Here is a 24,336-nt window from a genome sequence, read left to right on the forward strand (position 1 = left end):
CTCATATATTAAAAAGCACCCAATCGCCTGTGGAGACATATGGCTTCACTCCCGATCCGTCTCCAGCTTATGCAGATTGTCCTTCTGCAGCGAGGTGCCGCGCTCCTTATGGTTGCGCAGGCGGGCCGAATGGCTGTCGGACAGCATACCAGCGGTAAGCACCGCATTCTCGCCGAATTTGTTGCGCAGCATGTCCATCGCCTTGGTCAGCGACTCCTTTTTGGGCTGGCTTTCATATTCGAAGAGATCCAGCTGGATGGCCGATTCGTCCTTGGGTGTCAATCCATGCAGCGTTACGCCAAGCAGACGCACCGGCTTCTCCTGATTCCAGTGCCGGCTGAACTGCTCACAGGCGGTCTTGTAAATATCATCCGCGCTTTCTGTCGGCGTATCCAGCTGCCGCGAGCGGGTGATCGTCTTCATATCCGGTGTTCGGATGGTCAGCTGCACACCGGAAGCAACGAGGCCCTGCTTGCGCAGCCGGCGCGCGACCTGGTCACTGAGATTCAGCAGAATGGGACGCGCTTCAGCCAGGCCCACGACATCACGGGGCAGTGTGGTCGTATGCCCGATCGACTTGCTCTGCTCCCGCTCCGGATTTACTTCGCCATGGTCGATGCCGTTCCCGGCGCGCTTCAGCCAGTAGCCCATGACCCCGAAATGCTCCACCAGCATCTGTTCATCCGCAGCAGCCAGCTGACCAATGCTGTAGATGCCCAGCTTTCGCAGCTTCTCTGCCGTCTTGCCGCCGATGCCGAACATCTCGTTGCACGGCTTGCTCCAGAGCACCTCCGGTACATCACGCAGCCGCAGCACAGAGATGCCGTTCGGCTTCTTGAGATCGGACGCCATCTTCGCCAGCAGCTTGTTGGGCGCAATTCCGATGGAGCAGGGCAGGCCGAGCTCCTCGCGGATACGCCGCTGAATGGCCTCTGCGATCTCCAGGGGTGTACCGAACTGCCGTGATCCTGTAATGTCGAGATAACATTCATCTATGGATACCGCTTCAAGCAGCGGCGTATAACTGTACGCAATCTCCATGAAAGCCCTGGAGTATTTCCGGTACAGGTGAAAATTGGGCTGGATCACAATAAGCGAAGGACAGATCCGCAGTGCCTTCTGTACCTGCATGCCCGTGGAAATCCCCACCCTACGCGCCGCATAGGAACAGGTCACAATGATTCCGCGCCGCTGCTCCACGCTTCCGGCCACCGCCGTGGGCTTGCCCCTGTAGCGCTCCGGGTCCTCCGCCTCATGCACGGAACAATAGAAAGCATTCATATCCACATGCAAAATAACCCTGCCGCTCGTCGGATAATACTGATCCACGCTGTGCACAAGATCTACCTTCTTCTCTGTCAGGGTTTGATCGGTAAAATCAGCATACCTCTCCCCGCCGGCAAGGTCAATATTAGCGGGACGCATCAGAAAAGTTCTTTGTTACATTCCCGCGTAAAAATGCTATAATATAAAAATTCAATTTGGTCACCACACGAATAGGAGGACACTCATGAATAAGTCCATCTCCATCTTCGACACCACTCTACGCGACGGCACCCAAGGTGAGGGGATCAGTCTGTCGGCGGATGACAAGCTGAAGATAGCCAAGAAATTAGATGATCTGGGTGTTCACTATATTGAAGGCGGTATCCCGGGCAGCAACAGCAAAGACATCGAATTTTTCAAAAGAGTCAAAGAGCTGCATCTGAATGCCAAAATCACCGCATTCGGAAGCACCCGGCGCAAGAATTCCTCCGCCGAGCATGACGAGAACCTCCGCCGCATGATTGATGCTGGTGTGCCTGCCGCTACGCTGGTCGGCAAATCATGGGACTTTCATGTGCATACCGCACTGCAGACCACACTGGAGGAGAACCTGGCGATGATCGGCGACTCCATCGCCTATTTGAAGCAGCAGGGTCTGGAAGTCATCTTCGATGCCGAGCATTTCTTTGACGGTTATAAGCATAATCCGGAATACGCTGCGGCCGTGCTGGCCAGAGCCGGCGAAGCCGGTGCCGACTGGCTGGTCATGTGCGATACGAACGGCGGTACGCTTCCGCATGAGGTGCAGGAGATCGTCACCGCGATTTCCGCCCAGCTCCCAACAGCCGCACTGGGTATCCATACCCATAATGACTGCGAGCTGGCAGTGGCCAATGCACTCAGCGCCATCGGAGCCGGTGTCCGCCAGGTACAGGGGACCATCAATGGCTACGGCGAGCGCTGCGGCAATGCCAACCTGTGCTCGATCATTCCCACCCTGCAGCTCAAGATGGGATATCACTGCATTCCGGGGGATTCACTGCCGCAATTGACCAACACGGCCCGTTTCGTCAGCGAAGTGGCTAATGTCAATATGCCGGTGAACCAGCCTTATGTCGGCAGTGCCGCCTTCGCCCACAAAGGCGGAATCCATGTCTCCGCCATTCTCCGTGACTCCCGGACCTATGAGCATATTGCACCCGAACTGGTCGGGAACAAGCAGCGGGTACTGGTCTCCGAGCTGGCCGGCCAGAGCAATGTGCTGTCCAAGGCCCAGGATATGGGCTTAAGCCTTGACCCAAGCAGTGAACAAGCACGCAAGGTTATTGACCGCATCAAGGATCTGGAGCATCAGGGTTACCAATTCGAAGGCGCGGATGCTTCACTGGAGCTGCTGCTGCGCGAAGCCACCGGAGAGATGAACGAGCTATTCACCTTCGAATCGTTTAAAATGCTGGTCGAAAAGACCGCAGGACACCCGGTTATGTCCGAAGCCTTCGTGAAACTGAAGGTCAGCGGCGAGAGTCTTTACACCGCCGCCGAGGGCAACGGTCCGGTCAACGCGCTGGACAATGCGCTGCGCAAAGCGCTTGTACCTTACTTCCCGCGGCTGAACGAGATGCATCTTTCCGATTACAAGGTACGCGTCCTGGATGAGAAAGATCAGACGGCGGCCAAGGTCCGGGTATTGATTGAATCCAAAGACCTGCATAACACCTGGAGTACGGTAGGCGTCTCCAGCAACGTCATTGAAGCCAGCTGGGAAGCGCTGGTCGACAGTATGCGGTATGCGCTGCTGGGGCAAATCTCCCGGGAAGCATCGGGCCACATCAGCAATGAACCGCGCGGTCTGGTCAATCATTAAGCGTATTGTACAAACAACAGATTCAACCATAAGCCCCCCTGCTGCGGGAACAACCCGTATGCAGGGGGGCTTTATATCAACAAGCATGGCAGGTTCGATATGTCCAATGCCTGACAATGAGTTATCGCGAGGTTAAAGCGGCAATCTTACGCTCCAGTTCTTCTGGAGGAAGTACTCCGAGAATAACCTCCGAGATCACCCCGTCTTTGGCAACCAGCACATTCGTCGGAAACACCTGCCCGTTATACCTGGCAAATACCTGCCCCTTCAAATCATACAGCACTGGAAAGCTCAGCATGTATTTCCGGACAAACCGCTCGGCGTTCTGCTTGACATCCTGGCTGGTGACATTGACACCGTAGACATCGAGAACGTCTTTATACTTCACAGCCAGCCTGTTTAAATCCGGCGCCTCCAGCTGGCAAGGACCGCACCATGATGCCCAAAAGTTCAGCAGCAGCGCTTTCTCCCGTGGTCCTCCAACCTGCCGGCTGGTCCCGCCGGCGTCCTGCAGTGTGAAGGCCGGGGCCAGCCTTCCCGGCCCTGCTCCTGCCGCTGCCGAAGCATGGCTTACCGGTGCAGGCGCAGCTTGCGCCGGCTCCAGCGGGGCCAGTACAGCCAGCGTGATCAGCAGGACACTTATGATTCGATTGCATCTGTTAACAGCAGTCATAGGAGCCATGTTCCTTTACTTGTGGAGTGGTTTACTTGTATTCTGTCTCCTATCTGCTTATTTCAAACCGCAGCACAAAAAAAAGAGGATTCCGTCCGAAGACGAAATCCCATGAAGAGAGAGGGGTACAAATGACAGCAGACCAGGGAAAACCTCAAGCCATCTGGCTGAAATCCTCCGTGCAGCAGATGCTGGGGAAGCATCTGCTAACCTGTCATCCGCAGGAAGCCTGCGGAATCCTGCTGGGTGCTGCCGCAGCGGGCGGCATGCTTATCGACCACTATGTGCCCATGAGCAACGTAGCGCCTGACCCGCTGCACGCATTCACGCCTGAACCCCGGGAATGGGTGCATGCCCTGTATAGTCAGCCCCGGTTGATCGGTCTGTTCCACTCGCATCCGCACACTGAGCCTTGGCCGTCCAAAGCGGATCTCGCAGGTTTACCGGCTCTCGGCCCGGAATTCCGCGCCTACCTGATCGGCTCTCCTGCAGCCGCCGGTACCGGCGGCCTTAGCCTGAATGCCTTTCTGATCGAAAGCAGCAGCGAGCCGGGCAACAGATCTACCCGCATATTAACGCAAGCCCCGCTCTACGTTCTGCTTAAATAAGCGTATAAGTCGCCCAGCGTATCCACCTTTTTCTTGTCGGCAATCTCCCGCAGATAAGAGACCCACAAATGAGCCGTCATCCTGGAATCCTCCAGCGCATGATGCCGCCCTTTGATCGGGATGCCATGAACAGCCAGCAGCTCGTCTAATGTATAATTCCCGCGGCTGGGCTCCAGCCAGCGGGCCAGCATCATCGTATCCAGCACCCGGTGGGTCAGCTGCACCTTGGAGGTCTTCCACAGCGCCGCGTTCAGAAAAGCCTTGTCATGTGAGCTTCCGTGGGCGACAAGCACGCGCTGCCCCACAAAGGTCATGAAATTGTGCAATCCGTCAATCAAGGGCGGCGCCTTGGCGGTCATCTCCTGAGAGATTCCCGTCAGCCTCGTGATGGTCTCCGGAATAGCCGTCTGGCAATTTACCAGTGTATAGAAGCATTCCTCCTCCCGGATCTCATGGCCGACTACACGGACCGCACCAATGGACATAATTTCATCGCCATGCTGATGAGAGAACCCGGTCGTCTCCAGATCAAAGATAACCGTCTCCAGCTCTGTAAGCGGAGTATGCAGTACTTCGGGACGCCGTTTCTCGCGCATCAGCGAACGGATAAAAGCCATCTGCTGCGCTGTCTGTTGTGCCGTCTCCCCGCCCCGGATCGAGGCAAGTGCCGAGGGCATTCCGCCCTGCCGCAAGCTGTTCCAGAATCCCCCGCCTTTATTGGGCTCCTTCATGACTGTCTCCTTTCCGCTGAACGGAGCTGACGCTGCAGAGCCCTGTGCAGGCGTCTGACAAGCAGTAAACTTTCCCGCAGCTCCGCGAAGAGCTGCTTATTCTTGAGTTCCTTCTCCCCCATGTAATCGCTGCTGGAGAGGAGACCGTCCTTGTCCTCATAAGGAGTATTGACCCGCATCCGTAAAGCGGTTAGAAATGCCTGCCGCACAGCATCCAGATGCTCATAGCGTCCAAGCTTCTGCAACTGATCCAGCCTTTTCAGGGTCGAGCTGGCCCTAACCCCATGTGCCAGCGATAAATGCCTTACAAAGTTCACCAGAGGGATATAAACGCCGTATTTCACATCAAAGCCGCCGGCATAATCCCCGAATCGCTCAGTCAGCACCTGCCCGAGCAAATTAAGCGTCGCTTTATGGCGCACAGTGTTGCGCAATACGGCTGCAGCCAGTTTCTCATTGCCCGCATAACCGGCATGAAAGCTCTCCTGCCACCTTGCAGACAAATCGGCGCTGCCGGCCACATGGCGCATATCGGAGGCAATAATCAGATAACGGACGGGCTCCCATTCCAGTTGTCCCCTCCAGCCCGCGAGCTGCTCCTGCCACTCGGACAGAGTCTTGTTCCACAGGGGTTCGGATGACATCACTTTGCCTTCGCACTTCTCATATCCGGCAACCTCCAGAATGTCTGAAAGTATGCCGCCGAAGGTACGGAAATAACTTCGCTTGCTGCCGTCCGGCTCGCCTTCCACAATCAGACCGTTATCCTGGTCACTCCACAACGTAGCCTCTTCGCGGCCTGCGCTGCCGAACACAATAAAGGAATAGGCGCAGGGAGGCGGGCCGTAGCCCGCCTCCTTCATCTGCGCCTCACTGAGAGTGACCGCCTGCCGGGCGACAAGATCATGCATCTTGTTTACCCGCAGTGTCCATTCCTCGATTGGGATCACATTAAGCTGTTGCAGGAGCCCGGATTGACAGGCAATCCGCCTTTCCTTCAGCTCCTGCGGCGAACCGGCCGTCAGGATGGACGTATACACCTGCTCTAATTCTCTGTCTGTCGACTCCATCGGTGCCACACGGTCCGCCTCCCTGCCAGTAGGTTATTTATTGAGGGATTTGCCTTCCGATTCGGAGATCAGCTTCATTTGCTCAGGATAGCCGTAAGTACCATGTTCGCTGATATCCAGACCCATCAATTCCTCTTCTTCTGTTACACGCAGGCCGTTAACCAGCTTGATCACGTACAGAATGACGAAGGACAATACCGCTACGAAGATGAATGTGCCAACTACGCCGAGAACCTGCACGCCCAACTGATGGAAGCCGCCGCCGTAGAACAAACCGGCTTTGCCGACAAGCGCACCTTCTTCAATCAGTTCCGGCGTAGCGAACAAACCGGTGGATACCGCACCCCACATACCGGCAATACCATGTACGGAGAAAGCATAGATTGGATCGTCCAGACCTGCTTTTTCCAGCCATTGCGAAGTCATGAATGTGAACGCGCCGGCTACCAGACCGATAACGATCGCCGCCCAAGGCTCTACGAATGCACAAGCGCCGGTAATGGCAACCAGTGCAGCCAGCACACCATTAAGCATTGCAGGAATATCGGATTTGCCAAAGTACAGCCAGGAAGCAATCAGGGCAGCCAGACCGCCTGCTACTGCAGCCAGATTCGTTGTCAGTGCAACGTGGCCGAAGAATCCGCCCATAGGGGACAATGCGCTGCCCGGGTTGAAGCCGAACCAGCCGAACCAGAGAATAATAACGCCGAGTACCGTAAGAACTTGGTTATGACCAGGAATGATAACCGGTTTGCCTTCTTTATTGAATTTACCCAGACGCGGCTTGAGCAGAATCGTTGCAACGACTGCCGCTGTTGCACCGGTCAGATGGACTACTGTGGAACCTGCATAATCCTGCATACCCATTTCAGCCAGCCAGCCGCCGCCCCATACCCAGTGGGCTACAACAGGATAAATAATTACGGAGAACAGGATGCCGAAGATAATGTAGACGCTCAGTTTGGCGCGTTCTGCCATACCGCCGGATACAATCGCCAGAGATACTGCGGCAAAAGCCATCTGGAACAGGAATTTAACGTTAAGGGTTACATCGGAGAATGCCAGAGATTCGAAGAACGATGCATCCCCTTCACCGCCGTATAAGAAGCCCTCAGTGCCGATAAATCCGTTGCCGTTGCCGAAGCCAAGGCCAAAACCTACAGCCCAGAAACAAAGGCAGGCAATCGCAAGTGTCAATACCGTCTTACCGGCTACGTGACCGGCGTTCTTCATCCGGACCGAACCGGCTTCAAGCAGTGCAAAGCCCGCTTGCATAAAGAATACCAGAATGAAGGCCAGGAAGGTAAATGCCGTATTAAGTCCGATCTGCAAATCCGGAGTCGTCGGCCCTTCAGCGGCGAACGCGCTGACCGGATAGATCATCAGTGTGATCATGGCCAGAAACATCATTAACATCTTTTTTCTCATCTTTACCCCACTCCCCTAATGTTATATTTCCTTACAAGTCGTGAAACTCTTGATGTCATTATAAGCGTAAGTCAGGGAACTTGACAAGAGTATTTTTATGCAATGCTTAAATTATTTCTGTAAGCGCTTGAAACGCTCAATAATTGTGCGTAACCTCACAAGTAAACAGTAAAATCATGGTATTTCGCATTTATCTGCAGCTCATATCTCCACAAGCAAATGCCGTTACCTCTTATTTATATATTTATGTAATCATATTTGCGCTAACAATAAATCATGTTTTCTTTACCCGGTTTTTCTTGACAAGTTTTTTAGGGATAACCCACTCATACATGACGTGTTCATGTCACATTTAGCTCGTAAGCTGCTCTAAGAAAAACTCCGGTATGATTTCAATTTTTCTGCATATACTTTTAGTAAGTGTAACGTTTGACTGTATGCTTTTAGGTTTGATATCATAGAGACAAGGAATTATACCTGCATTTCGCAGCCCTTAATTACGGGTTGCATGCATTAGTGAGGTGAGAACAAATGGGGATATGACCTTATACCGCATCGGTGAGCTGGCCAAAGCAGCGGACCTCAGCGAACGGACCATCGACTATTATACGAAGCTCGGTCTGATCGCACCCGAGAAGCGGAGTATGAAGAATTATCGCCTGTACAACCATGAAACTCTGGCCGTTCTGGAACGTATTAATCATTTGAAGCAAGAGAAATATAGCCTTGAAGAGATTAAAGCTATGCTCAGCAAGTGGAGCTCTGCAGCTCCAGAAACTGATGTCTCCGACAAATTGGCCGAGCTGGAGCTGCAAATGCAGCGGCTGGAGCGCGAAGTTAAGGCGCTGGAGCCGGTTATCAGCGGACTGAAGCCGGGGCAAGCCAGACGTGCGCTTGCGGCATTAATCCCCCAAGGCGTCGCCTGCATGGAGGCTATCCGGGTTCTGTTGACACAAGGGCCCACCATGTAAGATTGAACTAACACCATAGTGGAGGAATGCATAAATGATGCCATTAATGTACGTATTACTGATTCTCGCCTTTATCTTGTCTGTATGGGCCCAATTTCGGGTTAAAGGCAACTTTAATAAATGGGCCAAGGTAGCGAACATGAATGGATTGACCGGTTATGAAGCGGCCCGGCGCATGCTCGACGCCAACGGACTGCATGATGTGCCGATTGAACCTGTCCGTGGTACTCTCACCGACCATTACGACCCCGTACACCGGGTCGTGCGCCTGTCGGAGCCCGTATATTATGAAAGCTCCATCGCCGCCGTTTCGGTGGCCTGCCACGAAATTGGCCACGCCATCCAGCACAAGGAACTCTATCCGATGCTTACGCTGCGCCACAAGATGTTCCCGGTCGTCAACTTCGCTTCCGGTATCGCACCGTTCATGCTGCTGGCCGGGTTCCTGTTCAGCTCACTGAATCTGGTCGGTCTCGGTATCATCTTCTTCTCGGCTGCCGTAGCATTCCAGCTAGTTACGCTGCCTGTCGAGTTCAACGCCAGCAGCCGGGCCCGCCGGATCATGGTCGAGATGGGCTTCATCCGCAATGAAGAAGAGCGCGGGGTCGCCAAGGTATTGAATGCGGCCGCCTTGACTTACGTCGCTGCCGCTCTGGTCTCGCTGCTTGAACTGATCCGTCTGATTCTGATGTTCTTCGGCAACCGCGAATAATTGAACAAGATATAAGAATGCCCCGGAAGGCTAAGAGCCGACCGGGGTATTGCTTTGTCTGTCGCGGAAGTAGGTAAGCAGGAAGTTGCGGAATGACCGCGCCACCAGCGGCAGCTTGCCGTCGCTGCGGTGAATGATGCCGACAGTCCGTGTTACTGCCGGATCTACGACTCTCACCTGGGCCGGTTGCATCGGATTGGTCTGGTACAGCGCCGTTTCGGGCAGCAGGCTGACTCCCATGCCGGCAGCAACAAGACCGCGGATGGTGTCCGTCTCTCCGCCTTCAAAGGCAATCTGCGGCTTGAAGCCCGCCGCCAGGCAGGCCTGCCAGACGATCGGCCGCAGGGAATACCCTTGGCTGAAGAGCACAAACTTCTCCTCCTTGAGCTGCTCCAGGCGAATTTCGGTTTCATTCGCCAAAGGATGGTTCTGCGGAAGAATCGCAAACAAGTCCTCCGTCATTACAATGTCGCCGGCCACCTGGCCGTCGTTCTCCGGAAATGGCGATATAAATGCCAGATCAACCTCGCCTGAAAGCACATCCTTGATCAGAGAAGAATAAGTCCCCTGCTTGAATCTGAAGCGGACATTGGGATAATACCTGCGGAACTCGGCGACTATCGTAGGGATAAGATGCGTACCCAGGCTGTGCGGGAATCCGATGCGGATCTCCCCCCGTTCCGGATCAAGGAATTCATGAACCTCCGCCACCGAGCGGTCCAGTTCCTTCAGCAGCGCCTCCACACGCTTGCGGAATAACTGACCTACAGGCGTAAGCTGCAGATTCCGCCCTTTTTGCATAAACAGGTCCACCCCGAGCTCCTGCTCCAGCTGATGAATCTGCCGGCTGACCGCAGACTGGGCCACATGCAGTTCTTCGGCTGCCTTGGTGACATGCTCCCGCTGAGCCACTTTCAAAAAGTATTGCAGCTGTCTAAGCTCCATGTCTGCCTTCTCTCCTATCGTCGTCTTGGTCTAAGCAGGCGGATAATCAGCCCGTAAAGAAAGAACCCCGCCACCAGGCCGCCGAAATGGGCTACCCAGTCCACTCTTGGTGTGGCAATCGACATAATGATCCCCATCACCAGCACCCCGTACAGCGTCTTGCGCGAGCTTTCGTCCATTACCGCCCGCTGCAGTACCGCAATGTAGAAATAAGCGCCGTAAACGGCGTAGATTGCCCCAGAGGCCCCCACGGAAATCGTTCCGGCATCCACTACCCCGCGGCTGCTGACCGCGACACCAAGCATATTGGCCAGAAATCCGCCTGCCAAATACAGCAGCGCATACCGCCACCAGCCAAGCAACCGCTCCAGCGGTGGAGCAAAGATGAGCAGAGAGAAGCAATTAAAGAACAGATGTGTAAATCCGTTATGCAGGAACATTGCCGCCGCGTACCGCCACAGCTCTTCCTTAAACGGCGAGATATTGACAGTCCCTCCATACTTCAGCAGGGTATACACATCCGTTGAGCCGCCGTTTAAAGTCAGAATGATAAACATGACTACATTGGCTAATATGAGCAGGCTAGTTACCGGATAAAAGCGGATATAGCTCTTCCAATTCTCGTAACGTATAAAGATCATTGCACCCATCCTTTATGTATTTGTGGACCGGCTCGACATCCCGTCTCTAAAAAGATTATAATTTATTCTGGCAGTAAGAATCCAATTTTCCATTCCAAGGAGGAAACAAGACATGGCGCAAGAAAGAACAGGCGTAGCCGCTTTTAAAGGAAGCCCACTTACTCTTATCGGACCTGAGCTGAAGGCTGGTGATACCGCACCCGCTTTTACGGTCAGCAAGAATCTGCTGGAAGAAAGCTCGCTTAGCGATTATGCCGGCAAAATCAAGCTGATCAGTGTTGTCCCCTCTCTGGATACCGGGGTATGCGATGCGCAAACCCGCCGCTTCAACAGTGAAGCTGCAGAGCTTGGCGATGATGTCGTCATTCTTACCATCAGCACAGACCTGCCGTTTGCCCAGGCCCGCTGGTGCGGCGCAGCCGGTATTGACCGTGTCATTACACTGTCCGACCACAAGAATACCTCGTTCGGCGAAGCCTACGGCGTGCTGATCAAAGAATTCCGCCTGGACATGCGCTCCATCTTCGTGGTGGACAAGGAAGACAAGCTGACCTATGTGGAATATCTGACGGAGATGACCAATCATCCGGATTATGACGCCGCAATCGCTGCGCTCAAGGCGTTGCTGTAGAACGGCACGCTTCCAAGAACATCCTTTGAAATTGTAAAAAGCGGCAGAAGGTTCAGCCTTCTCCCGCTTTTTTTGGCGTTTCCGGAAGCTTGAGTCTCGGCTGCAGCCTACAGCCGCATCTCCAGGAGAAACCGCATACAGGCTTGCCTCGACAAATACGTATTAATCCGTCTTAAATTTACCCAGCTTCTTGTCCAAAACCTGATACAGCTTCTGGATTACCCGGTAGTTCGCACCCAGGTCACCAAGCGAGCCGCGGGAGGCCGAATACATATCCACACCGCAGCGCACCGGAGAGGTGTTCAGCACCGATACCGTAATGTCCAGCGTGCGGCCGAAGGCCGTCTTCTTCTCCAGGGTAATCTCGCCGACGGACTGCACCTCATGCAATACCCGGAAGCCCGGGATCTTTTTCAGCGTCGAGGATACCTCATCCCATGCCTTGTCTTTCTGCAGTGAATAATAACGCGTCTTCAGGAGCGGATCTTTGGCCCGGTCGCTTGTACCGTCATGACTGCGAAATATCCCGACCAACGTTCTTTTGAGCGACAAACTTCTTCCCCCTCTTCAAATCCCTAGTTCGTACTTTTAGTTTAACATTGATATCCAAGGAACAAAAGGGCAGCGGTCACTTTCCGGGTGTTCTCTTTCCTCTAGTCCTGGATTAACAGTGATTTCCAAGTAAAAAAGGCGCCATCTTCCGCAATAAAGCGAAACAGGCACCTTGTCAAATACAGTAGAAAACCCGCCTATGCCGTCCGGTTGCAGTGTCTTCTGAACCTGCTAGAGCAGGTGGGTGACCGCAGAAGACGTTTTTGAATTCCCCAAGTCGTATAGACAGGGCTGTTCAGCTGCGCTTCATGTTGATCTCCCAAGACATTATCATTGGTTCAAAACAACGAGCAACCATAACGAACATCGCAGGATTTATAACTATTATATTGCGTTTTGACGAAAAAGTAAACCTGTATGCGCTTTAATCTTATCGCCAGAAGTTTCCTCAAGTGGCGTAAAACATCCTTTACCGACTCAAACCGCCTAATCGATTGTCCGTTTGGACGGAGTATTGTCGGTAGTTTCCCGCAAAGCTGTCTCTTCTTGCTCGCGTGTTTCTGCGGCATCACTAACTGCTTCAGGATTACGGACTGCTTCAGACTCACGGGCTGCTTCGTAATTACGTTCTTGCTTGGTATCACGTTTCTCTTCGTAACTACGCTCTGGCTCGTAATCAGATTCCTCTTCTTCTTCTTCTTCTTCTTCCTCTTCTTGCTCAGCTTCCAGGGCTTCTTGCTCCTCCAGCTTCTTCTTCTCTGCCTGCAGTTGAAGCTTGTTGTAAGTAGCATAGAAGTTAAAGAAGGCCAGCATGGCAACGAGCGTCGGAATACAGATTACGTACAGCACGGTGTATTTAAGACCGATATAGGCAAGCAAACCGGCACCCAGCAGTGTTGAGAACACGCGGAACGGACGGGCGATGGTCAACAGTATCGAATTGGTCATCACTTGCTTGAAAGTCATCTGATAATGTACAACGATGGAAAAGAAATTAAACATTGAGACCAGCAAAATAATCATCAGCACCAGCATCAGGATACCGACAACCTTAAAGTTGGCCATTCGAGTCATGTATACTGTAACATCAACATACATAACTACGAACAACAGTGTGTAGATAGCCCCCCCAAACATACTCTTAAGATAATTTTCTTTGTAGCCTTGAAAAAAAGTGCGGAATGTACTGACATCCGTATTCCCCATGACCCATTTGCGGACCACGGTAAACAATGCCGCCGTAGCCGGGAATACCGTAAACGGCGCCAAAATGCCAAGTCCCCAGTTCAGCGTGATTTGTTCGTTGGCTCCGCCCGTCTCCGAGCTCAGCATGATCAGCTTCAAGAGTCCCGCGAACAGAAACGGAACCGAACAAATCGCCCACAAAATATTGCTGAAGGCAATCCGCGAAATCCACTCCGTGAGACGGTATAAACCGCCCATTGCTCCTTTAAACTCCAATGCCCTTCCTCCTGTCTGTCTTGCGCATACTGCGTATCTTAACTATACCCTATTTACCCCGCTCTTTTCCAGCGCCCAATCTGGCAATTCCGGGTCAAACGTCTAAGCAAGCTCAATTTTTAGTCCATATATTGACATCGTATCCCTGATTCCGATTAATCTTATAAGGAGGTAGACCCTATGTCCACACCTGCAGGCTGCGGCCTTTGGACTTCGACAGGCACAATTCTGGTGCTGTTCATCCTGCTTGTCATCATTACCCGCACCTTCATCTGCTAATAAGAATAGCATGGATGATACACATTCATATCACTGCACAAAAAAAGACGAGAGACCGCTGACGGTCCTCGTCTTTCTTATATCAGTTAATTATTGTCAAAATCATCGCGTCTGCTGCTTGGGCGCGGTGCCGGCTTACGTTCGCCGCTGCGGCTGCTGTCACTGTCACGGTTGCCTTTGTAGCCGCCGCCGTATGTGCCACCATAGCCGCTGCTGTAACCGCCGCGGGTGCTGTTGTTGTCACGGTTGCCTTTGTAGCCGCCGCCGTCGCGGTTGCCCTTATAGCCGCCACCACCGCCGCCGCTGTAACCGCCGCTGCCGCTGCCGCCGCCACTGCCGCCGCGATATCCGCTGTTTGGCTTCCGTCCGCTACGCAGATCGTATTTGCCGCCGCGGCGTTTCACGCGGATTGGATCTTCCGGTGTCAGTTCTACCTGTGCGTCCTTGCTCTCACCGGTCAACAGCTTCATGGCTGCGGAGAGCAGGGATACGGAATCATATTGCTCCAGCAATTGAATTGCGATGCCTTTGTATTCGTTCAATTCACCGCCGCCTTCAACCATAGCTAGCAGGCGTTCTGCTGTAATCCGTTGCTTGCCTTCAATAGCTTCAGCCATTGTAGGCAACGGCTTACGGGCGATCTTGTGGCGGGTCACACGTTCGATCAGGTGCAGATGATCCATTTCACGAGGTGTCACGAAGGACCAGGCCGAACCCTGCTTGCCGGCACGGCCGGTACGGCCGATACGGTGTACATAGCTTTCCGGATCCTGCGGGAGGTCAAAGTTGATAACATGCGTTACGCCGGATACGTCCAGACCACGGGCAGCCACGTCGGTTGCTACCAGAACGTCGATGCTGCCGTCGCGGAATTTACGCATAACGGCATCGCGCTGGTTCTGGGACAAGTCTCCATGCAGGCCGTCGGCGGAATAGCCGCGCTTCTGCAGACCTTCGGAGAGCTCATCGACCCGGCGCTTCGTGCGGCCGAAGACAATTGCCAGCTCAGGGGATTCCATATCAATGAGACGGCTAAGCGCTTCGAACTTCTGACGCTCAGGAACTTCAATGTAAGCCTGGTCAATCAGCGGAGCGCTGATTTGCTTAGGAATAACGGATACATGCTGCGGATTCTTCAGGAACTGCTGCGCAAGGCGCTGAATGTTCGGAGGCATTGTTGCCGAGAAGAGCATGGTCTGGCGCTCTTCAGGCACCAGTTTAAGGATGGACTGGATGTCTTCCATGAAGCCCATATCCAGCATTTCATCAGCTTCATCCAGCACGACGGTCTGAACGTCGTCCAGGCGGATCGTCTTGCGGTTAATGTGGTCAAGAAGACGTCCAGGAGTCCCGATGATGATTTGCGGTTTCTTCTTCAGACCACGGATCTGACGGCCGATATCCTGCCCGCCGTAGATGGCCAGCGAACGCAGGCCCTTGAATCGGGTCAGCTTGCCGATCTCTTCTGCAACCTGGATCGCCAGTTCGCGGGTAGGCGTCATAACGAGCGCGAGAATCTTCTCGTCGTCACGGCTAATCTTGGAGATAAGGGGAATACCGAAGGCAGCCGTTTTACCGGTACCAGTCTGAGCCTGGCCGATCATGTCGGCGCCGGTCAGCGCGATGGGAATTGCCTGTTCCTGAATCGGAGTGGCTTCCTCAAATCCCAGTTCTGTGATTGCTTGAAGCACTTTTGGCTCTAAGCCGAATTCTGCGAATGTTTTCAAATTATTCATGCTCCTTCTATACAGTGGACATTCCACATGCTTGTCTGTATTCTTAAGTAGCGGTAAACACATTTATAGGCTGTCCAATCATGCCGTAATCTCTGCATGGTTTACACGTATCGGGACGAAAAGATGTCCTAAAAGATCAGGCATTAGGGTAGCCTGAGCATTGTAGCTTCTCTTCCGAAGCAATGCAAAAATACCATTGTAACGTCCTACTCAAGAATATCCTATACATTATATCACAAACCCCAGTAGGAATACCAGTGTATTCCTTTCTTTCATTACATACAAATAAACACAGAGGTGAGCATGTTTGTCAAGACTAAAATTAACCGGTAATTACCTGACCATTATTATCGGCTCGGCGATGATCGCCAGCGGGTTCAACTTATTTCTGATTCCACACCGGCTCCTCAGCGGCGGGGTATCGGGGCTTGCGATGCTCGTGGGGTATTTTACACCGTTCAACATCAGCCTGCTCTATCTGCTCTTCAATATCCCGCTGCTTGTCGCCGGCTGGTTTCAGCTGGGCCGCAGATTCATCGTGTTCAGCATGCTCTCCGTTGCGGCGACCACCTGGCTGATGACGTTGATTCCCGAAACGCCCGTCGCTTCCGATATGCTGCTGGCTTCTGTCTTCGGCGGAGTGCTGGTAGGGCTCGGCAGCGGAATATCCTTCCGCGTAGGCGGTTCGACCGGCGGATTCGATATTATCGGCTCCATCATTACGCGCTACCGTGATTTTCCGATCGGCAACGTGCTTGTCGGCCTCAACGGCCTCGTCATTCTGGCTGCAGCCTATTTTGACGACAACTGGAACCTGGCGCTGGCTTCCATGGTCTCCATCTATGTTACCGGAAAAGTGGTGGATCTGATTCACGTCAGCCATTTAAAGGTAACGGTGTATATTGTGACGAACCGTACCGATGAGCTGCTCAAGCAGCTGCTTCCCCTTCAACGAGGCGTCACAAAGATCAAGACAGAAGGCGCTTATTCTCATATCGAACGGGATATGCTAATGACAGTGACCACGCGCTACGAATTGGCAGAGCTGAAACGGATTATCCGGAACAGTGATCCGCAGGCCTTTGTCAATATTGTAGAAACCGTCGGCGTGATGGGCTCCTTCCGTAAAAGATGATTCGAACCCATGCGTTTTACTTAAAATTATGATATATTAGTCTTATGCAAGACCTTTCACAATTTCATGAAGATTGTGCATTACCCTCTTTTTTCCTAAGGCACTTCGTTTTCTGATGGACCTGAATTCCAATTCAGCACATTCGAAAAAGGAAAGGGTGATTTTTATGGAAATGGAAACGGTAAAACTGTCAACAATCGTCATGAAGTGGTACCCGGATATGATACCGTTCCTCCGGCAGGACGAATTGAACTCCGTAATCGTTCTGCGTGACGGTCTCAGCATCCTGGAACCGACAGATGCCATGGATATCATCCAGTACAGCATCTGTGAGCATCAGAATTCGGCTTATCTCCAATAGCAAGGTGCTTCAAGCGCATATCCTCATACCCGCCGCCAGGACCGGCTTCACGCCTCCCCTGGCGGCATTTACTTTTTGTGCCGGTTTAGAATCCGTGCATCCCGTTTATAAACAACAAGAGCGGTATATTATTCCGGCAAAAATTAATAATGATTGTAACCAGTCTGTTCTTTTTGTCGGCGTCCGTTCCATTATACTTTAAAGGAATGTACATAAGGGGAGAGAACACAAAATGAATATCACCTGGGCATTACTGACCATGGCCCTCGGGAGCGTCGGCGTTCCGCAGCAGGGTCACGAAGCCAATGTCACCGCCGTATTGGAATCTGCACTAAAGCCCCCTGCCGTCGTGCAGCAAAGCGGAAACACCGGCACTGCGGGGCAGGCAGGAGGGGGCGCCACAGCGCAGCCTTCACCATCACCGGGAGCGGAAGCGGGCGACAGCACTTTTCAAATCATTCATACCGACCCGCAGCCTGATGCCCCCAAGGTCAAAGGCATTTATGTCACAGCCTACAGTGCCGGCGGCGAACGCATGGAACAACTGCTCGCGCTGCTCGACAAGACCGAGCTGAATTCAATGGTCATCGACATCAAAGACGATGCCGGATACATCACCTACAAGACCGACAATCCCGAGCTTCAGAAATTGGGCAAACCGCAGCCCTTCATCGGAGATATTAATAAGCTGATGACCCGTCTCAAGGAGCATGACGTTTATCCGATCGCCCGGATAGTTGTATTTAAAGATACGATTCTTGCCAAGAAGAATCCCGATATGTCCTTTGTCAATTCCGACGGCTCCGTATGGGCTAATAAAGGCGGTGACAGCTTCGTCAATCCCTACAATGAAGAGGTTTGGAAATACAATGTCGAAATTGCCAAGGAAGCCGCCAAGCTGGGCTTCAAGGAGATCCAATTCGATTATGTACGCTTCCCTGAGGGCTTTGAGAAACGTGCCGATACACTGAAGTACACCAAGAACGATCGGCCGCGCGTTGAAATCATTGCTGATTTCGTGAAATACGCCAAGGCCGAGCTCGGCCCGCTGGGTGTCCGCGTCTCCGTCGATATCTTTGGCTACGCCGCTTCAGTTCCGGCAGCCGAAGGCATCGGACAGGACTTCGTCAAGATCTCCAAGAATGTCGATGTCATCAGTCCCATGGTCTATCCGAGCCATTATTCCACAGGATGGTTTGACGTGAAGGACCCGGACAAAGACCCCTATGCCACTATCAAAGGCTCCATGGTCGATACCCATAAGAAGCTGAACCCGCTGGGCAGCTACAAGCCGGTAATCCGGCCCTGGATTCAGGATTTCACCGCCAGCTGGCTGGGCAGCGGCCATTATATCAAATACGGCAAGCAGCAGGTCGAGGATCAGATCCGCGCCCTGAAGGACGAGAATATTGAGGAGTTCCTGCTCTGGAATGCCAACAACCGCTATACTTCCGGCGTAGACTATGAACAGTAACCGGTAGACTGCACTGATTTATTATATTGGACTTCTCTAAGAGGACCCGGCGTCTTGGCCGGGTCCTTTCCTGAGCAGCCGCAATGTCATCCTGTCCAGAATATGAAGATAACGAGGCTTAAGTTTATGATACAGACGTATACGCACAAACAGAAATTCGCACAATTCCTGCATATTTTATTCCCTATTTTGATCACCCAAATCGCATTGTCGGCGATTGCTTTCTTCGATACCAACATGTCCGGCAAACACGGCACAGCCGACCTGGCCGGCGTCGCTATCGGCACCAGTCTTTGGAGTCCGGTGCAGACCGGGCTTAGCGGCATTCTGATGGGGATTACACCGATTGTCTCCCATTTACTGGGCAGCCGCAGCAAGGATAAAGTTGCCTACCAGGTGACGCAAGGACTGTGGCTGTCGCTGATCATATCGCTCATCGTTATCGGCGCCGGCAGCCTCGTCCTGTCCCCCGTGCTCGATTTCATGAACCTGGAGCCGCAAGTGCGCGACATTGCCTTCCAGTTTCTTTGTGCGATCGGTGCCGGTATCCTTCCTTTGTTCGGGTATACGGTAGTCCGCAGCACGATTGATGCACTAGGCCAGACCCGTATTTCAATGCTGATTACATTGATAGCCCTTCCCGTCAATGTAGGTCTGAATTATTTGTTGATCTACGGCAAATTCGGTTTCCCGGAGCTGGGCGGCGTCGGTGCCGGCGTAGCTTCGGCCATCACTTATTGGGTCATATTCGTCATCGCGCTACTGATTGTGTTCCGTGCCGAGCCCTTCCGCAGCCTGCGGCTCTTCCGCGAGTTTGTCTGGCTCTCGCCCAAGAGCCTGAAGGAGCTTCTCAAAATCGGCGTGCCGATCGGATTCTCGATCTTTTTTGAAACCGCGGTGTTTGCCGCCGTAACCCTGCTGATGAGCCGGTTCGATACGGTTACCATCGCCGCCCACCAGGCTGCGATCAACTTCGCTTCCACCCTGTATATGATTCCGCTGAGCATATGCATGACCTTGACGATTCTGGTCGGCTTCGAGAACGGCTCAGGCCGGCTGAAGGATGCCCGGCAGTACAGTGTCATAGGCATCGGCATGGCCGTTACCCTCTCGATGGCAACAGCGCTCGTGCTGCTGTTCGCCGGGAACTCGGTCGCCGGACTGTATTCCGACGAGCCCGAAGTCATCGCTCTGATCCAGCATTTCCTGATTTATGCGATCTTCTTCCAAATCTCGGATGCTGTAGCAACCCCTACCCAGGGTGTTCTCCGGGGATACCGCGATGTCAATCCGGCCTTTATTATTTGCTTTATCGCCTATTGGGTCATCGGGCTTCCTACCGGCTACGTGCTGGCCACATATACGGATATGGGGGCTTACGGGTACTGGATCGGACTGATTACGGGGCTTGCGATCGGAGCCGTTCTGCTGCTGGTCCGGCTGGTTCGTGTTCAGCGGCGGTTTGCCATGGAGTATGCGGCTCAGCAATAAGCTCGTCCGGGATGTTAAACTTTCTTATCTAATCGAGTAGGAGGCTGCTCATTACCTGAGCAGCCGACCTCTCACACCACCGTACGTACCGTTCGGTATACGGCGGTTCAACCGCTTGAGTGCTTACGTAATTGCTCGTACTGTGCCGGGAAGTCATAATACCCGGCCTGTGCGAGCTTTTCGTTTGTTATGGAACGGGACAACACCGGACTTCCAGCCACTCGCCAGTAGCCCAGGCGGGTATTCCCCCATTGGTAGGCTTGCCACTCCGGTATTCCCAGTTTACACAGGTTTTGTACCTTTGTTTTCGGCTTCTTCCATTGTTTCCAGATGTACATTCGCAGCCTTCTACGCAGCCATTCGCTCCAGCTTTGCAGGATTCGTTTTATATCGGCTACGTAGAAGTAGCCGATCCAGCCGCGAATGTAGACTTTCACCTTCTCCATCACTTGCCTGACATTCCTACCCTGACTACGGCTCGTCAGTGCTTTCAACTTCTTCTTTGCTTTGGCTAGAGTTTGACCATGGGCGCGAATATATATCCCATTCCTGTTCTTGCCCAGGGCAAAGCCGAGAAACTTGAAATGCTTTCGGGCCACTACGCTCACGACCTTACTCTTCTGCGTGTTCATCTGGAGTCTTAACGTGTTCTCCAGGTATTTCCGGCAGGATTCCAAGAGCCGCGTGGCTGCCCGTTTGCTTTTCGCTAGCACCGCGATGTCATCTGCATACCGAATCACGTTCACTCCACGGCTGCTCATTTCCTGGTCGAACTCGTTTAGGTAAACATTCGCCAGTAGTGGAGATAGGGGGCCTCCTTGCGGGGAACCTTCCTCCGTTTTGCAGTGCATTCCGTTCTCCATAACCCCACTCTTCAGATATTTCTTAATTAGGTCGGTTACACGGTGATCCCGGATTTGCTTGCGTAGCAGATTCATCAGCAACTCATGGTTCAGGGTGTCGAAGTATTTGGAGAGGTCGATTTCTACGGCGTGGCTATATCCTTGCTGTGCGTAATCTTTCACCTTGCGGATGGCTTGCTGCGCACTCCGCCCGGGGCGGTAGCCGTAGCTTCCGTCTGCGAAAAGCGGCTCAAACAAGGGCTGTAGCTGCTGGGAGATTGCTTGTTGAATCACTCGGTCAATGACCGTAGGGATGCCAAGCTTTCGCACTCCGCTTCCATCTGGTTTGGGAATTTCTTTGCGCCGTACCGGGCTAGGCTTGTATCGGCCTTCCCGGATACTTTGCAGTAATTCGTCCTTATGTTCCTGCAGCCAGGGCAGCGCATCTTCGACGGTCATTCCGTCGATTCCTGGCGCGCCATGGTTGCGTTTGACCTGCTTGTAGGCTTTATTCAGATTGTCTCTGTCCAGAATCTGCTCAAGCAGGTCCGTTGCACCGCCTCTTTCTCTACGTTCCCGAACGCCGGCACTCCGCGCTCCCGCATACTCTTCGCATTCCATACTATCCCTTTGCGGGCAGCCCTTTCGGTATTCTGCTTTCATCGTGCCGACTCTCCTTCCGGTCTGTACTCAAGACTTACGATTGTTCGGCCCTTCCCGCGAAAAAAAAAAACTTCCCGATACTATGGCCTCTGCTGACTTCTCACAGCAAGCTTTACTCCGTCTTTCGGATTTTTTTTTTTTTTTCCTACCGGACGTCTGTGAGACCTCCCCGGGTAAGAGCGATAACCTTCCCCTCATCTATCTGCCACATTTACACCCTGAGATTCGGGCAGTATTGGACTTTGCTTTGATGTGCAAGCTCGTCCGTCCCAGCATGCCTTCTATGTGATTTCTGTTCGTCAGACCGAGGGTTTGCCTCCGGCTTCCTTCAGATTCCGCCTCACGGCGGACACCCTTGCCTTCAGCTAACAGTTCCTACTGCCAAGCCTGTAGCGGACTTTCACCGCCAAGTTATCGCCCATGCCGGGCGCACACAAAAAGAGGAACGGCCGCGTAAACGGCCGTTCCTCTTTTGGGTCATGGGCTGTCTCGTCTTATTGGGAAAGACGGGAAGCCAGCTCATACAATTCGGTGTCGAAATCCTTCTTCGTATTCACAACGGTATCAATATCGGTAAGCGTCAATTCACCTTTAATAATGCCGCAAGCTTTATCGGATTCGCCGGCGATCAGACTGCGCACGGCAAAGTCGCCCAGACGGCTGGCCAGGTTGCGGTCAGCCGGAGTCGGCGTGCCGCCGCGCTGGATATGCCCCAGAACCGTTACACGGGCGTCCAGAGAGGAATGCCGGTCTTTCAGGGCTTGAGCCACATCTTCGCCCTTGCCAACGCCTTCAGCAACGATAACGATACTGTGGCGTTTGCCTCTGGTAAAGTTGTCTTTCATGCGGTCTGCCACTTCGTTCAGATCGTACGGCATTTCCGGTACAAGAATCGTCTCCGCACCGGATGCCAATCCGGCGTGCAGAGCGATATCTCCGCAGTGACGGCCCATAACTTCTACAATAGAAGAACGTTCATGGGAGGACATTGTATCGCGGAGCTTGTTCACCGCGTCCACTACCACGCCTACAGCCGTATCGAATCCGATGGTGTAGTCAGTAAAGGAGATGTCATTGTCAATCGTTCCCGGCAGCGCCATTGTGTTGATTCCCAGCTTGCTCAGCTTATTGGCGCCTTTATAGGAACCGTCGCCGCCGATAACTACCAGGCCGTCAATTCCCAATTCGTTCAGAATATCCGCGCCCTTCTGCTGGCCTTCGGGCTTCACGAATTCCAGACAACGTGCGGATTGCAGAATCGTACCGCCGCGCTGGATAATGTCGCCGACACTGCGCAGGTCCATCGGGAAGATGTCCCGGTTCAGGAGCCCTTGATAGCCGCGTTGAATGCCGAAAACTTCAATGCCGTAATAGAGCGCACTGCGCACAACTGCGCGGACAGCGGCGTTCATGCCCTGCGAATCTCCTCCGCTGGTCAGTACTGCGATTTTTTTTACATTTGACATCTTGTAAGTTCCTCCTTAAATTGCATCAGGAGCCGCAATCCATCCGGAATGTTGCTCCGCAGCATCTAATACATGTGCTTGCGGATCCACCGGCTGTTCACGAAGAAGAACAGCCGTGTCAGCGGGCTTCTTCTCATCAGCCTTTTGGATACCGAGCGAACCTCCTGCTGTTCGCTGACTTTCGGATCGGATAAATAAAGTGCCAGCAGGCCCTCGATAACCATACGGTGCATGGAGGTCTCGGGCAATCCCCTGACATCCTCGCGGGCCCATTCCACAATAGAAGCAATCCGGCTGAGCATGGTATCCGTATCGTCATAATAATTGCAGAAATTGAGGTCACCCCCGGCACGGTCTTCATCCTGGTCAATCAGATAATCCAGCATAATATGCAGTCCGCAGACATGCGGAAAGTATGCCGCACGGATCGAAGCCGCTTTCGATTCGGTAAGTACGGGGTCGCAGGCAGACAGAAAGAGCATGAATATGCCCAGGGTAGAGCCGGTCGCAGCCGCAAATTCGTTCCAGTGCAAATGCGGAGCGCGTCCTCCCTCCACTGCCCACCATTCCTGCAAGGCCGATTCCCGAAGCTCAGGGCGGATATGCTTATACACCTGCAGATCCGTATACAGCACAGCCAACTGGCGAATCTCCGCGGCAGCCGCGGTATATCCCGGCAGAAGCGCCGTCATTTCCTGGCATGTGCGGACCAGCTTCAGCAGATATCCGCCGTCATTCTGCTCACTGCGCAGCGCATAGTAGTTCACCGGTTCGGCGCCTGGGGTGATCGCATCAAGCATCGACTGATGCAGCAGCCGGAAGTCGGCCGGATCAAGCGATGTGCTGCGGTCGCACAGGTTGTCCAAATAATCGCTGATCGTTTGATAGGCGACAATTAGCGGAATCAGTATATGTCTCATCGACAAATTCCCGGCGGCATAAATCCCTCCGCCCTCGCAGTGAAATTGCTTGGTTTCAATGCTGGCAAGCGCCTGTCTCCGCAGCTCGGGATCGGGTATCCCTTCCGCTTCGGTGCGCCACATGCCAAGACATTCCCTCACTTCCGGCAGCACGTACTTATAGACCCTGTTCATCAGCCCGATGGGGCCGCGCGGGCTTAAATAACGGCCTTGCTCCAATCCACTCAATGACTGTGCCTCCACATTGTTGTCTCCTTATCCAAATCATCACTTATTATAATATCATCCCTTTGTTTCTACAAACAATAAAATCACTTGCGAAAACGCATGAAAGATTCTGAAATATTTTTAAATCGCCAAAAAATATCTTAAATTTAACAAACATCACGACTTTGGATTATGCTATACTATCCATA

22 protein-coding genes, 1 other RNA gene and 1 pseudogene are annotated in these 24,336 nt (G+C 53.0%); 10 read left to right on the forward strand and 14 right to left on the reverse strand.

What is annotated here, in order from left to right; genetic code table 11:
- Window positions 1-45: 45 nt before the first annotated feature.
- A complete protein-coding gene (locus F1379_RS04280; RefSeq protein WP_275262121.1) occupies window positions 46-1,338 on the reverse strand; it encodes a DNA polymerase IV in 1,293 nt (430 codons plus the stop codon).
- 172 nt (window positions 1,339-1,510) lie between these two features.
- Here F1379_RS04280 and cimA point away from each other — a divergent pair, with 172 nt between their 5' ends.
- Window positions 1,511-3,130: a citramalate synthase gene (gene cimA, locus F1379_RS04285; protein ID WP_150266739.1), complete on the forward strand. Its 1,620-nt coding sequence runs from the start codon at window positions 1,511-1,513 to the stop codon at window positions 3,128-3,130.
- Window positions 3,131-3,251: 121 nt separating this feature from the next.
- Here the strand turns inward: cimA and F1379_RS04290 are convergent, their stop codons facing one another.
- Window positions 3,252-3,803 (reverse strand): TlpA family protein disulfide reductase, encoded by a 552-nt coding sequence (locus F1379_RS04290; RefSeq protein WP_239004549.1) that lies wholly within the window; start codon window positions 3,801-3,803, stop codon window positions 3,252-3,254.
- A 131-nt stretch (window positions 3,804-3,934) separates the two neighbouring features.
- Between F1379_RS04290 and F1379_RS04295 the strand changes: the two genes are divergently transcribed.
- A complete protein-coding gene (locus F1379_RS04295; protein ID WP_150266744.1) occupies window positions 3,935-4,411 on the forward strand; it encodes a M67 family metallopeptidase in 477 nt (158 codons plus the stop codon).
- Here F1379_RS04295 and F1379_RS04300 read toward each other — a convergent pair.
- Genes F1379_RS04300 through F1379_RS04310 form a run of 3 tightly spaced genes read right to left on the reverse strand, consistent with a single transcriptional unit; the run spans window position 4,393 to window position 7,640 of the window.
- On the reverse strand, window positions 4,393-5,142 hold the full coding sequence (locus F1379_RS04300) for an exonuclease domain-containing protein (protein ID WP_150266746.1): 750 nt from the start codon (window positions 5,140-5,142) through the stop codon (window positions 4,393-4,395). The two genes, F1379_RS04295 and F1379_RS04300, sit on opposite strands and share 19 nt — an antisense overlap.
- A complete protein-coding gene (locus F1379_RS04305) occupies window positions 5,139-6,212 on the reverse strand; it encodes a DUF294 nucleotidyltransferase-like domain-containing protein (RefSeq protein WP_239004572.1) in 1,074 nt (357 codons plus the stop codon). Before F1379_RS04305 ends, F1379_RS04300 begins: the two co-directional genes overlap by 4 nt.
- A 33-nt stretch (window positions 6,213-6,245) precedes the next feature.
- The gene (locus F1379_RS04310; RefSeq protein WP_150266750.1) at window positions 6,246-7,640 is read right to left on the reverse strand and encodes an ammonium transporter; all 1,395 of its coding nucleotides are present in this window, start codon (window positions 7,638-7,640) and stop codon (window positions 6,246-6,248) included.
- A gap of 539 nt (window positions 7,641-8,179) precedes the next feature.
- Between F1379_RS04310 and F1379_RS04315 the strand changes: the two genes are divergently transcribed.
- Window positions 8,180-8,611, forward strand: coding sequence for a MerR family transcriptional regulator (locus F1379_RS04315; RefSeq protein WP_150266752.1), 432 nt, complete (start codon window positions 8,180-8,182; stop codon window positions 8,609-8,611).
- 34 nt (window positions 8,612-8,645) lie between these two features.
- Window positions 8,646-9,323 (forward strand): zinc metallopeptidase, encoded by a 678-nt coding sequence (locus tag F1379_RS04320; protein WP_420850473.1) that lies wholly within the window; start codon window positions 8,646-8,648, stop codon window positions 9,321-9,323.
- Window positions 9,324-9,353: 30 nt separating this feature from the next.
- Here the strand turns inward: F1379_RS04320 and gltC are convergent, their stop codons facing one another.
- Together gltC and F1379_RS04330 are read right to left on the reverse strand one after the other, a co-directional pair.
- Window positions 9,354-10,268 (reverse strand): glutamate biosynthesis transcriptional regulator GltC, encoded by a 915-nt coding sequence (gene gltC, locus F1379_RS04325; RefSeq protein WP_150266754.1) that lies wholly within the window; start codon window positions 10,266-10,268, stop codon window positions 9,354-9,356.
- Between the two features lie 14 nt (window positions 10,269-10,282).
- Complete coding sequence (locus F1379_RS04330; protein WP_150266757.1) at window positions 10,283-10,909, reverse strand: rhomboid family intramembrane serine protease; 627 nt, start codon at window positions 10,907-10,909, stop codon at window positions 10,283-10,285.
- Between the two features lie 112 nt (window positions 10,910-11,021).
- Between F1379_RS04330 and tpx the strand changes: the two genes are divergently transcribed.
- The gene (gene tpx, locus F1379_RS04335; protein ID WP_150266759.1) at window positions 11,022-11,540 is read left to right on the forward strand and encodes a thiol peroxidase; all 519 of its coding nucleotides are present in this window, start codon (window positions 11,022-11,024) and stop codon (window positions 11,538-11,540) included.
- A gap of 162 nt (window positions 11,541-11,702) precedes the next feature.
- Here tpx and F1379_RS04340 read toward each other — a convergent pair whose 3' ends face one another.
- The 3 genes and pseudogenes from F1379_RS04340 to F1379_RS04350 all read right to left on the reverse strand — a co-directional run.
- Complete coding sequence (locus tag F1379_RS04340) at window positions 11,703-12,092, reverse strand: DUF1499 domain-containing protein (protein ID WP_150266761.1); 390 nt, start codon at window positions 12,090-12,092, stop codon at window positions 11,703-11,705.
- Window positions 12,093-12,278: 186 nt separating this feature from the next.
- Window positions 12,279-12,470: non-coding RNA, 6S RNA (gene ssrS / locus F1379_RS04345), on the reverse strand.
- 297 nt (window positions 12,471-12,767) lie between these two features.
- A pseudogene (locus F1379_RS04350) lies at window positions 12,768-13,553 on the reverse strand (YesL family protein); the annotation flags it as partial.
- A 180-nt stretch (window positions 13,554-13,733) separates the two neighbouring features.
- Here F1379_RS04350 and F1379_RS04355 point away from each other — a divergent pair.
- A complete protein-coding gene (locus F1379_RS04355) occupies window positions 13,734-13,832 on the forward strand; it encodes a dihydroorotate dehydrogenase (protein WP_150266765.1) in 99 nt (32 codons plus the stop codon).
- An 86-nt stretch (window positions 13,833-13,918) separates the two neighbouring features.
- On the opposite strand, the gene cshA is transcribed toward F1379_RS04355, so the two are convergent.
- Window positions 13,919-15,559 carry a degradosome RNA helicase CshA gene (cshA, locus tag F1379_RS04360; RefSeq protein ID WP_150266767.1) on the reverse strand — a complete coding sequence of 547 codons (1,641 nt, stop codon included), beginning with the start codon at window positions 15,557-15,559 and terminating at the stop codon, window positions 13,919-13,921.
- Between the two features lie 316 nt (window positions 15,560-15,875).
- Here cshA and F1379_RS04365 point away from each other — a divergent pair, with 316 nt between their 5' ends.
- The 4 genes from F1379_RS04365 to F1379_RS04380 all read left to right on the forward strand — a co-directional run bounded on the left by F1379_RS04365 (window position 15,876) and on the right by F1379_RS04380 (window position 20,029).
- Complete coding sequence (locus F1379_RS04365; protein WP_150266769.1) at window positions 15,876-16,703, forward strand: YitT family protein; 828 nt, start codon at window positions 15,876-15,878, stop codon at window positions 16,701-16,703.
- Between the two features lie 166 nt (window positions 16,704-16,869).
- Complete coding sequence (locus F1379_RS04370; protein WP_150266771.1) at window positions 16,870-17,064, forward strand: hypothetical protein; 195 nt, start codon at window positions 16,870-16,872, stop codon at window positions 17,062-17,064.
- Between the two features lie 232 nt (window positions 17,065-17,296).
- The gene (locus F1379_RS04375; protein WP_239004551.1) at window positions 17,297-18,538 is read left to right on the forward strand and encodes a putative glycoside hydrolase; all 1,242 of its coding nucleotides are present in this window, start codon (window positions 17,297-17,299) and stop codon (window positions 18,536-18,538) included.
- A gap of 126 nt (window positions 18,539-18,664) precedes the next feature.
- Entirely contained in the window at window positions 18,665-20,029 is a 1,365-nt protein-coding gene (locus F1379_RS04380; protein ID WP_150266773.1) for an MATE family efflux transporter, read from the forward strand.
- A 107-nt stretch (window positions 20,030-20,136) separates the two neighbouring features.
- On the opposite strand, the gene ltrA is transcribed toward F1379_RS04380, so the two are convergent.
- From ltrA to F1379_RS04395, 3 genes are all read right to left on the reverse strand, one after another.
- Window positions 20,137-21,534, reverse strand: coding sequence for a group II intron reverse transcriptase/maturase (gene ltrA, locus F1379_RS04385; RefSeq protein ID WP_150266775.1), 1,398 nt, complete (start codon window positions 21,532-21,534; stop codon window positions 20,137-20,139).
- Between the two features lie 494 nt (window positions 21,535-22,028).
- Window positions 22,029-23,000 (reverse strand): 6-phosphofructokinase, encoded by a 972-nt coding sequence (gene pfkA / locus F1379_RS04390; protein WP_150266777.1) that lies wholly within the window; start codon window positions 22,998-23,000, stop codon window positions 22,029-22,031.
- A 65-nt stretch (window positions 23,001-23,065) separates the two neighbouring features.
- Complete coding sequence (locus tag F1379_RS04395; protein WP_203457033.1) at window positions 23,066-24,148, reverse strand: tetraprenyl-beta-curcumene synthase family protein; 1,083 nt, start codon at window positions 24,146-24,148, stop codon at window positions 23,066-23,068.
- Between the last annotated feature and the right edge of the window lie 188 nt (window positions 24,149-24,336).

Origin of the sequence: Paenibacillus tepidiphilus, from assembly GCF_008635795.1 — a bacterium.
In the GTDB taxonomy this organism is placed as follows: Bacteria; Bacillota; Bacilli; order Paenibacillales; family Paenibacillaceae; genus Paenibacillus_AQ; species Paenibacillus_AQ tepidiphilus.

What these genes read in the sequence shown, in the direction of transcription:
- F1379_RS04300 (WP_150266746.1), bottom strand. Translation starts at nt 5,142, where the DNA reads ATGAAGGAGCCCAATAAAGGCGGGGGATTCTGGAACAGCTTGCGGCAG.
- cimA (WP_150266739.1), top strand. Translation starts at nt 1,511, where the DNA reads ATGAATAAGTCCATCTCCATCTTCGACACCACTCTACGCGACGGCACC.
- F1379_RS04305 (WP_239004572.1), bottom strand. Translation starts at nt 6,212, where the DNA reads ATGGAGTCGACAGACAGAGAATTAGAGCAGGTGTATACGTCCATCCTG.
- F1379_RS04355 (WP_150266765.1), top strand. Translation starts at nt 13,734, where the DNA reads ATGTCCACACCTGCAGGCTGCGGCCTTTGGACTTCGACAGGCACAATT.
- F1379_RS04290 (WP_239004549.1), bottom strand. Translation starts at nt 3,803, where the DNA reads ATGACTGCTGTTAACAGATGCAATCGAATCATAAGTGTCCTGCTGATC.
- gltC (WP_150266754.1), bottom strand. Translation starts at nt 10,268, where the DNA reads ATGGAGCTTAGACAGCTGCAATACTTTTTGAAAGTGGCTCAGCGGGAG.
- F1379_RS04330 (WP_150266757.1), bottom strand. Translation starts at nt 10,909, where the DNA reads ATGATCTTTATACGTTACGAGAATTGGAAGAGCTATATCCGCTTTTAT.
- F1379_RS04315 (WP_150266752.1), top strand. Translation starts at nt 8,180, where the DNA reads ATGACCTTATACCGCATCGGTGAGCTGGCCAAAGCAGCGGACCTCAGC.
- F1379_RS04310 (WP_150266750.1), bottom strand. Translation starts at nt 7,640, where the DNA reads ATGAGAAAAAAGATGTTAATGATGTTTCTGGCCATGATCACACTGATG.
- pfkA (WP_150266777.1), bottom strand. Translation starts at nt 23,000, where the DNA reads ATGTCAAATGTAAAAAAAATCGCAGTACTGACCAGCGGAGGAGATTCG.
- F1379_RS04295 (WP_150266744.1), top strand. Translation starts at nt 3,935, where the DNA reads ATGACAGCAGACCAGGGAAAACCTCAAGCCATCTGGCTGAAATCCTCC.
- F1379_RS04370 (WP_150266771.1), top strand. Translation starts at nt 16,870, where the DNA reads ATGGAAATGGAAACGGTAAAACTGTCAACAATCGTCATGAAGTGGTAC.
- F1379_RS04320 (WP_420850473.1), top strand. Translation starts at nt 8,646, where the DNA reads ATGATGCCATTAATGTACGTATTACTGATTCTCGCCTTTATCTTGTCT.
- F1379_RS04375 (WP_239004551.1), top strand. Translation starts at nt 17,297, where the DNA reads ATGAATATCACCTGGGCATTACTGACCATGGCCCTCGGGAGCGTCGGC.
- F1379_RS04380 (WP_150266773.1), top strand. Translation starts at nt 18,665, where the DNA reads ATGATACAGACGTATACGCACAAACAGAAATTCGCACAATTCCTGCAT.
- ltrA (WP_150266775.1), bottom strand. Translation starts at nt 21,534, where the DNA reads ATGAAAGCAGAATACCGAAAGGGCTGCCCGCAAAGGGATAGTATGGAA.
- tpx (WP_150266759.1), top strand. Translation starts at nt 11,022, where the DNA reads ATGGCGCAAGAAAGAACAGGCGTAGCCGCTTTTAAAGGAAGCCCACTT.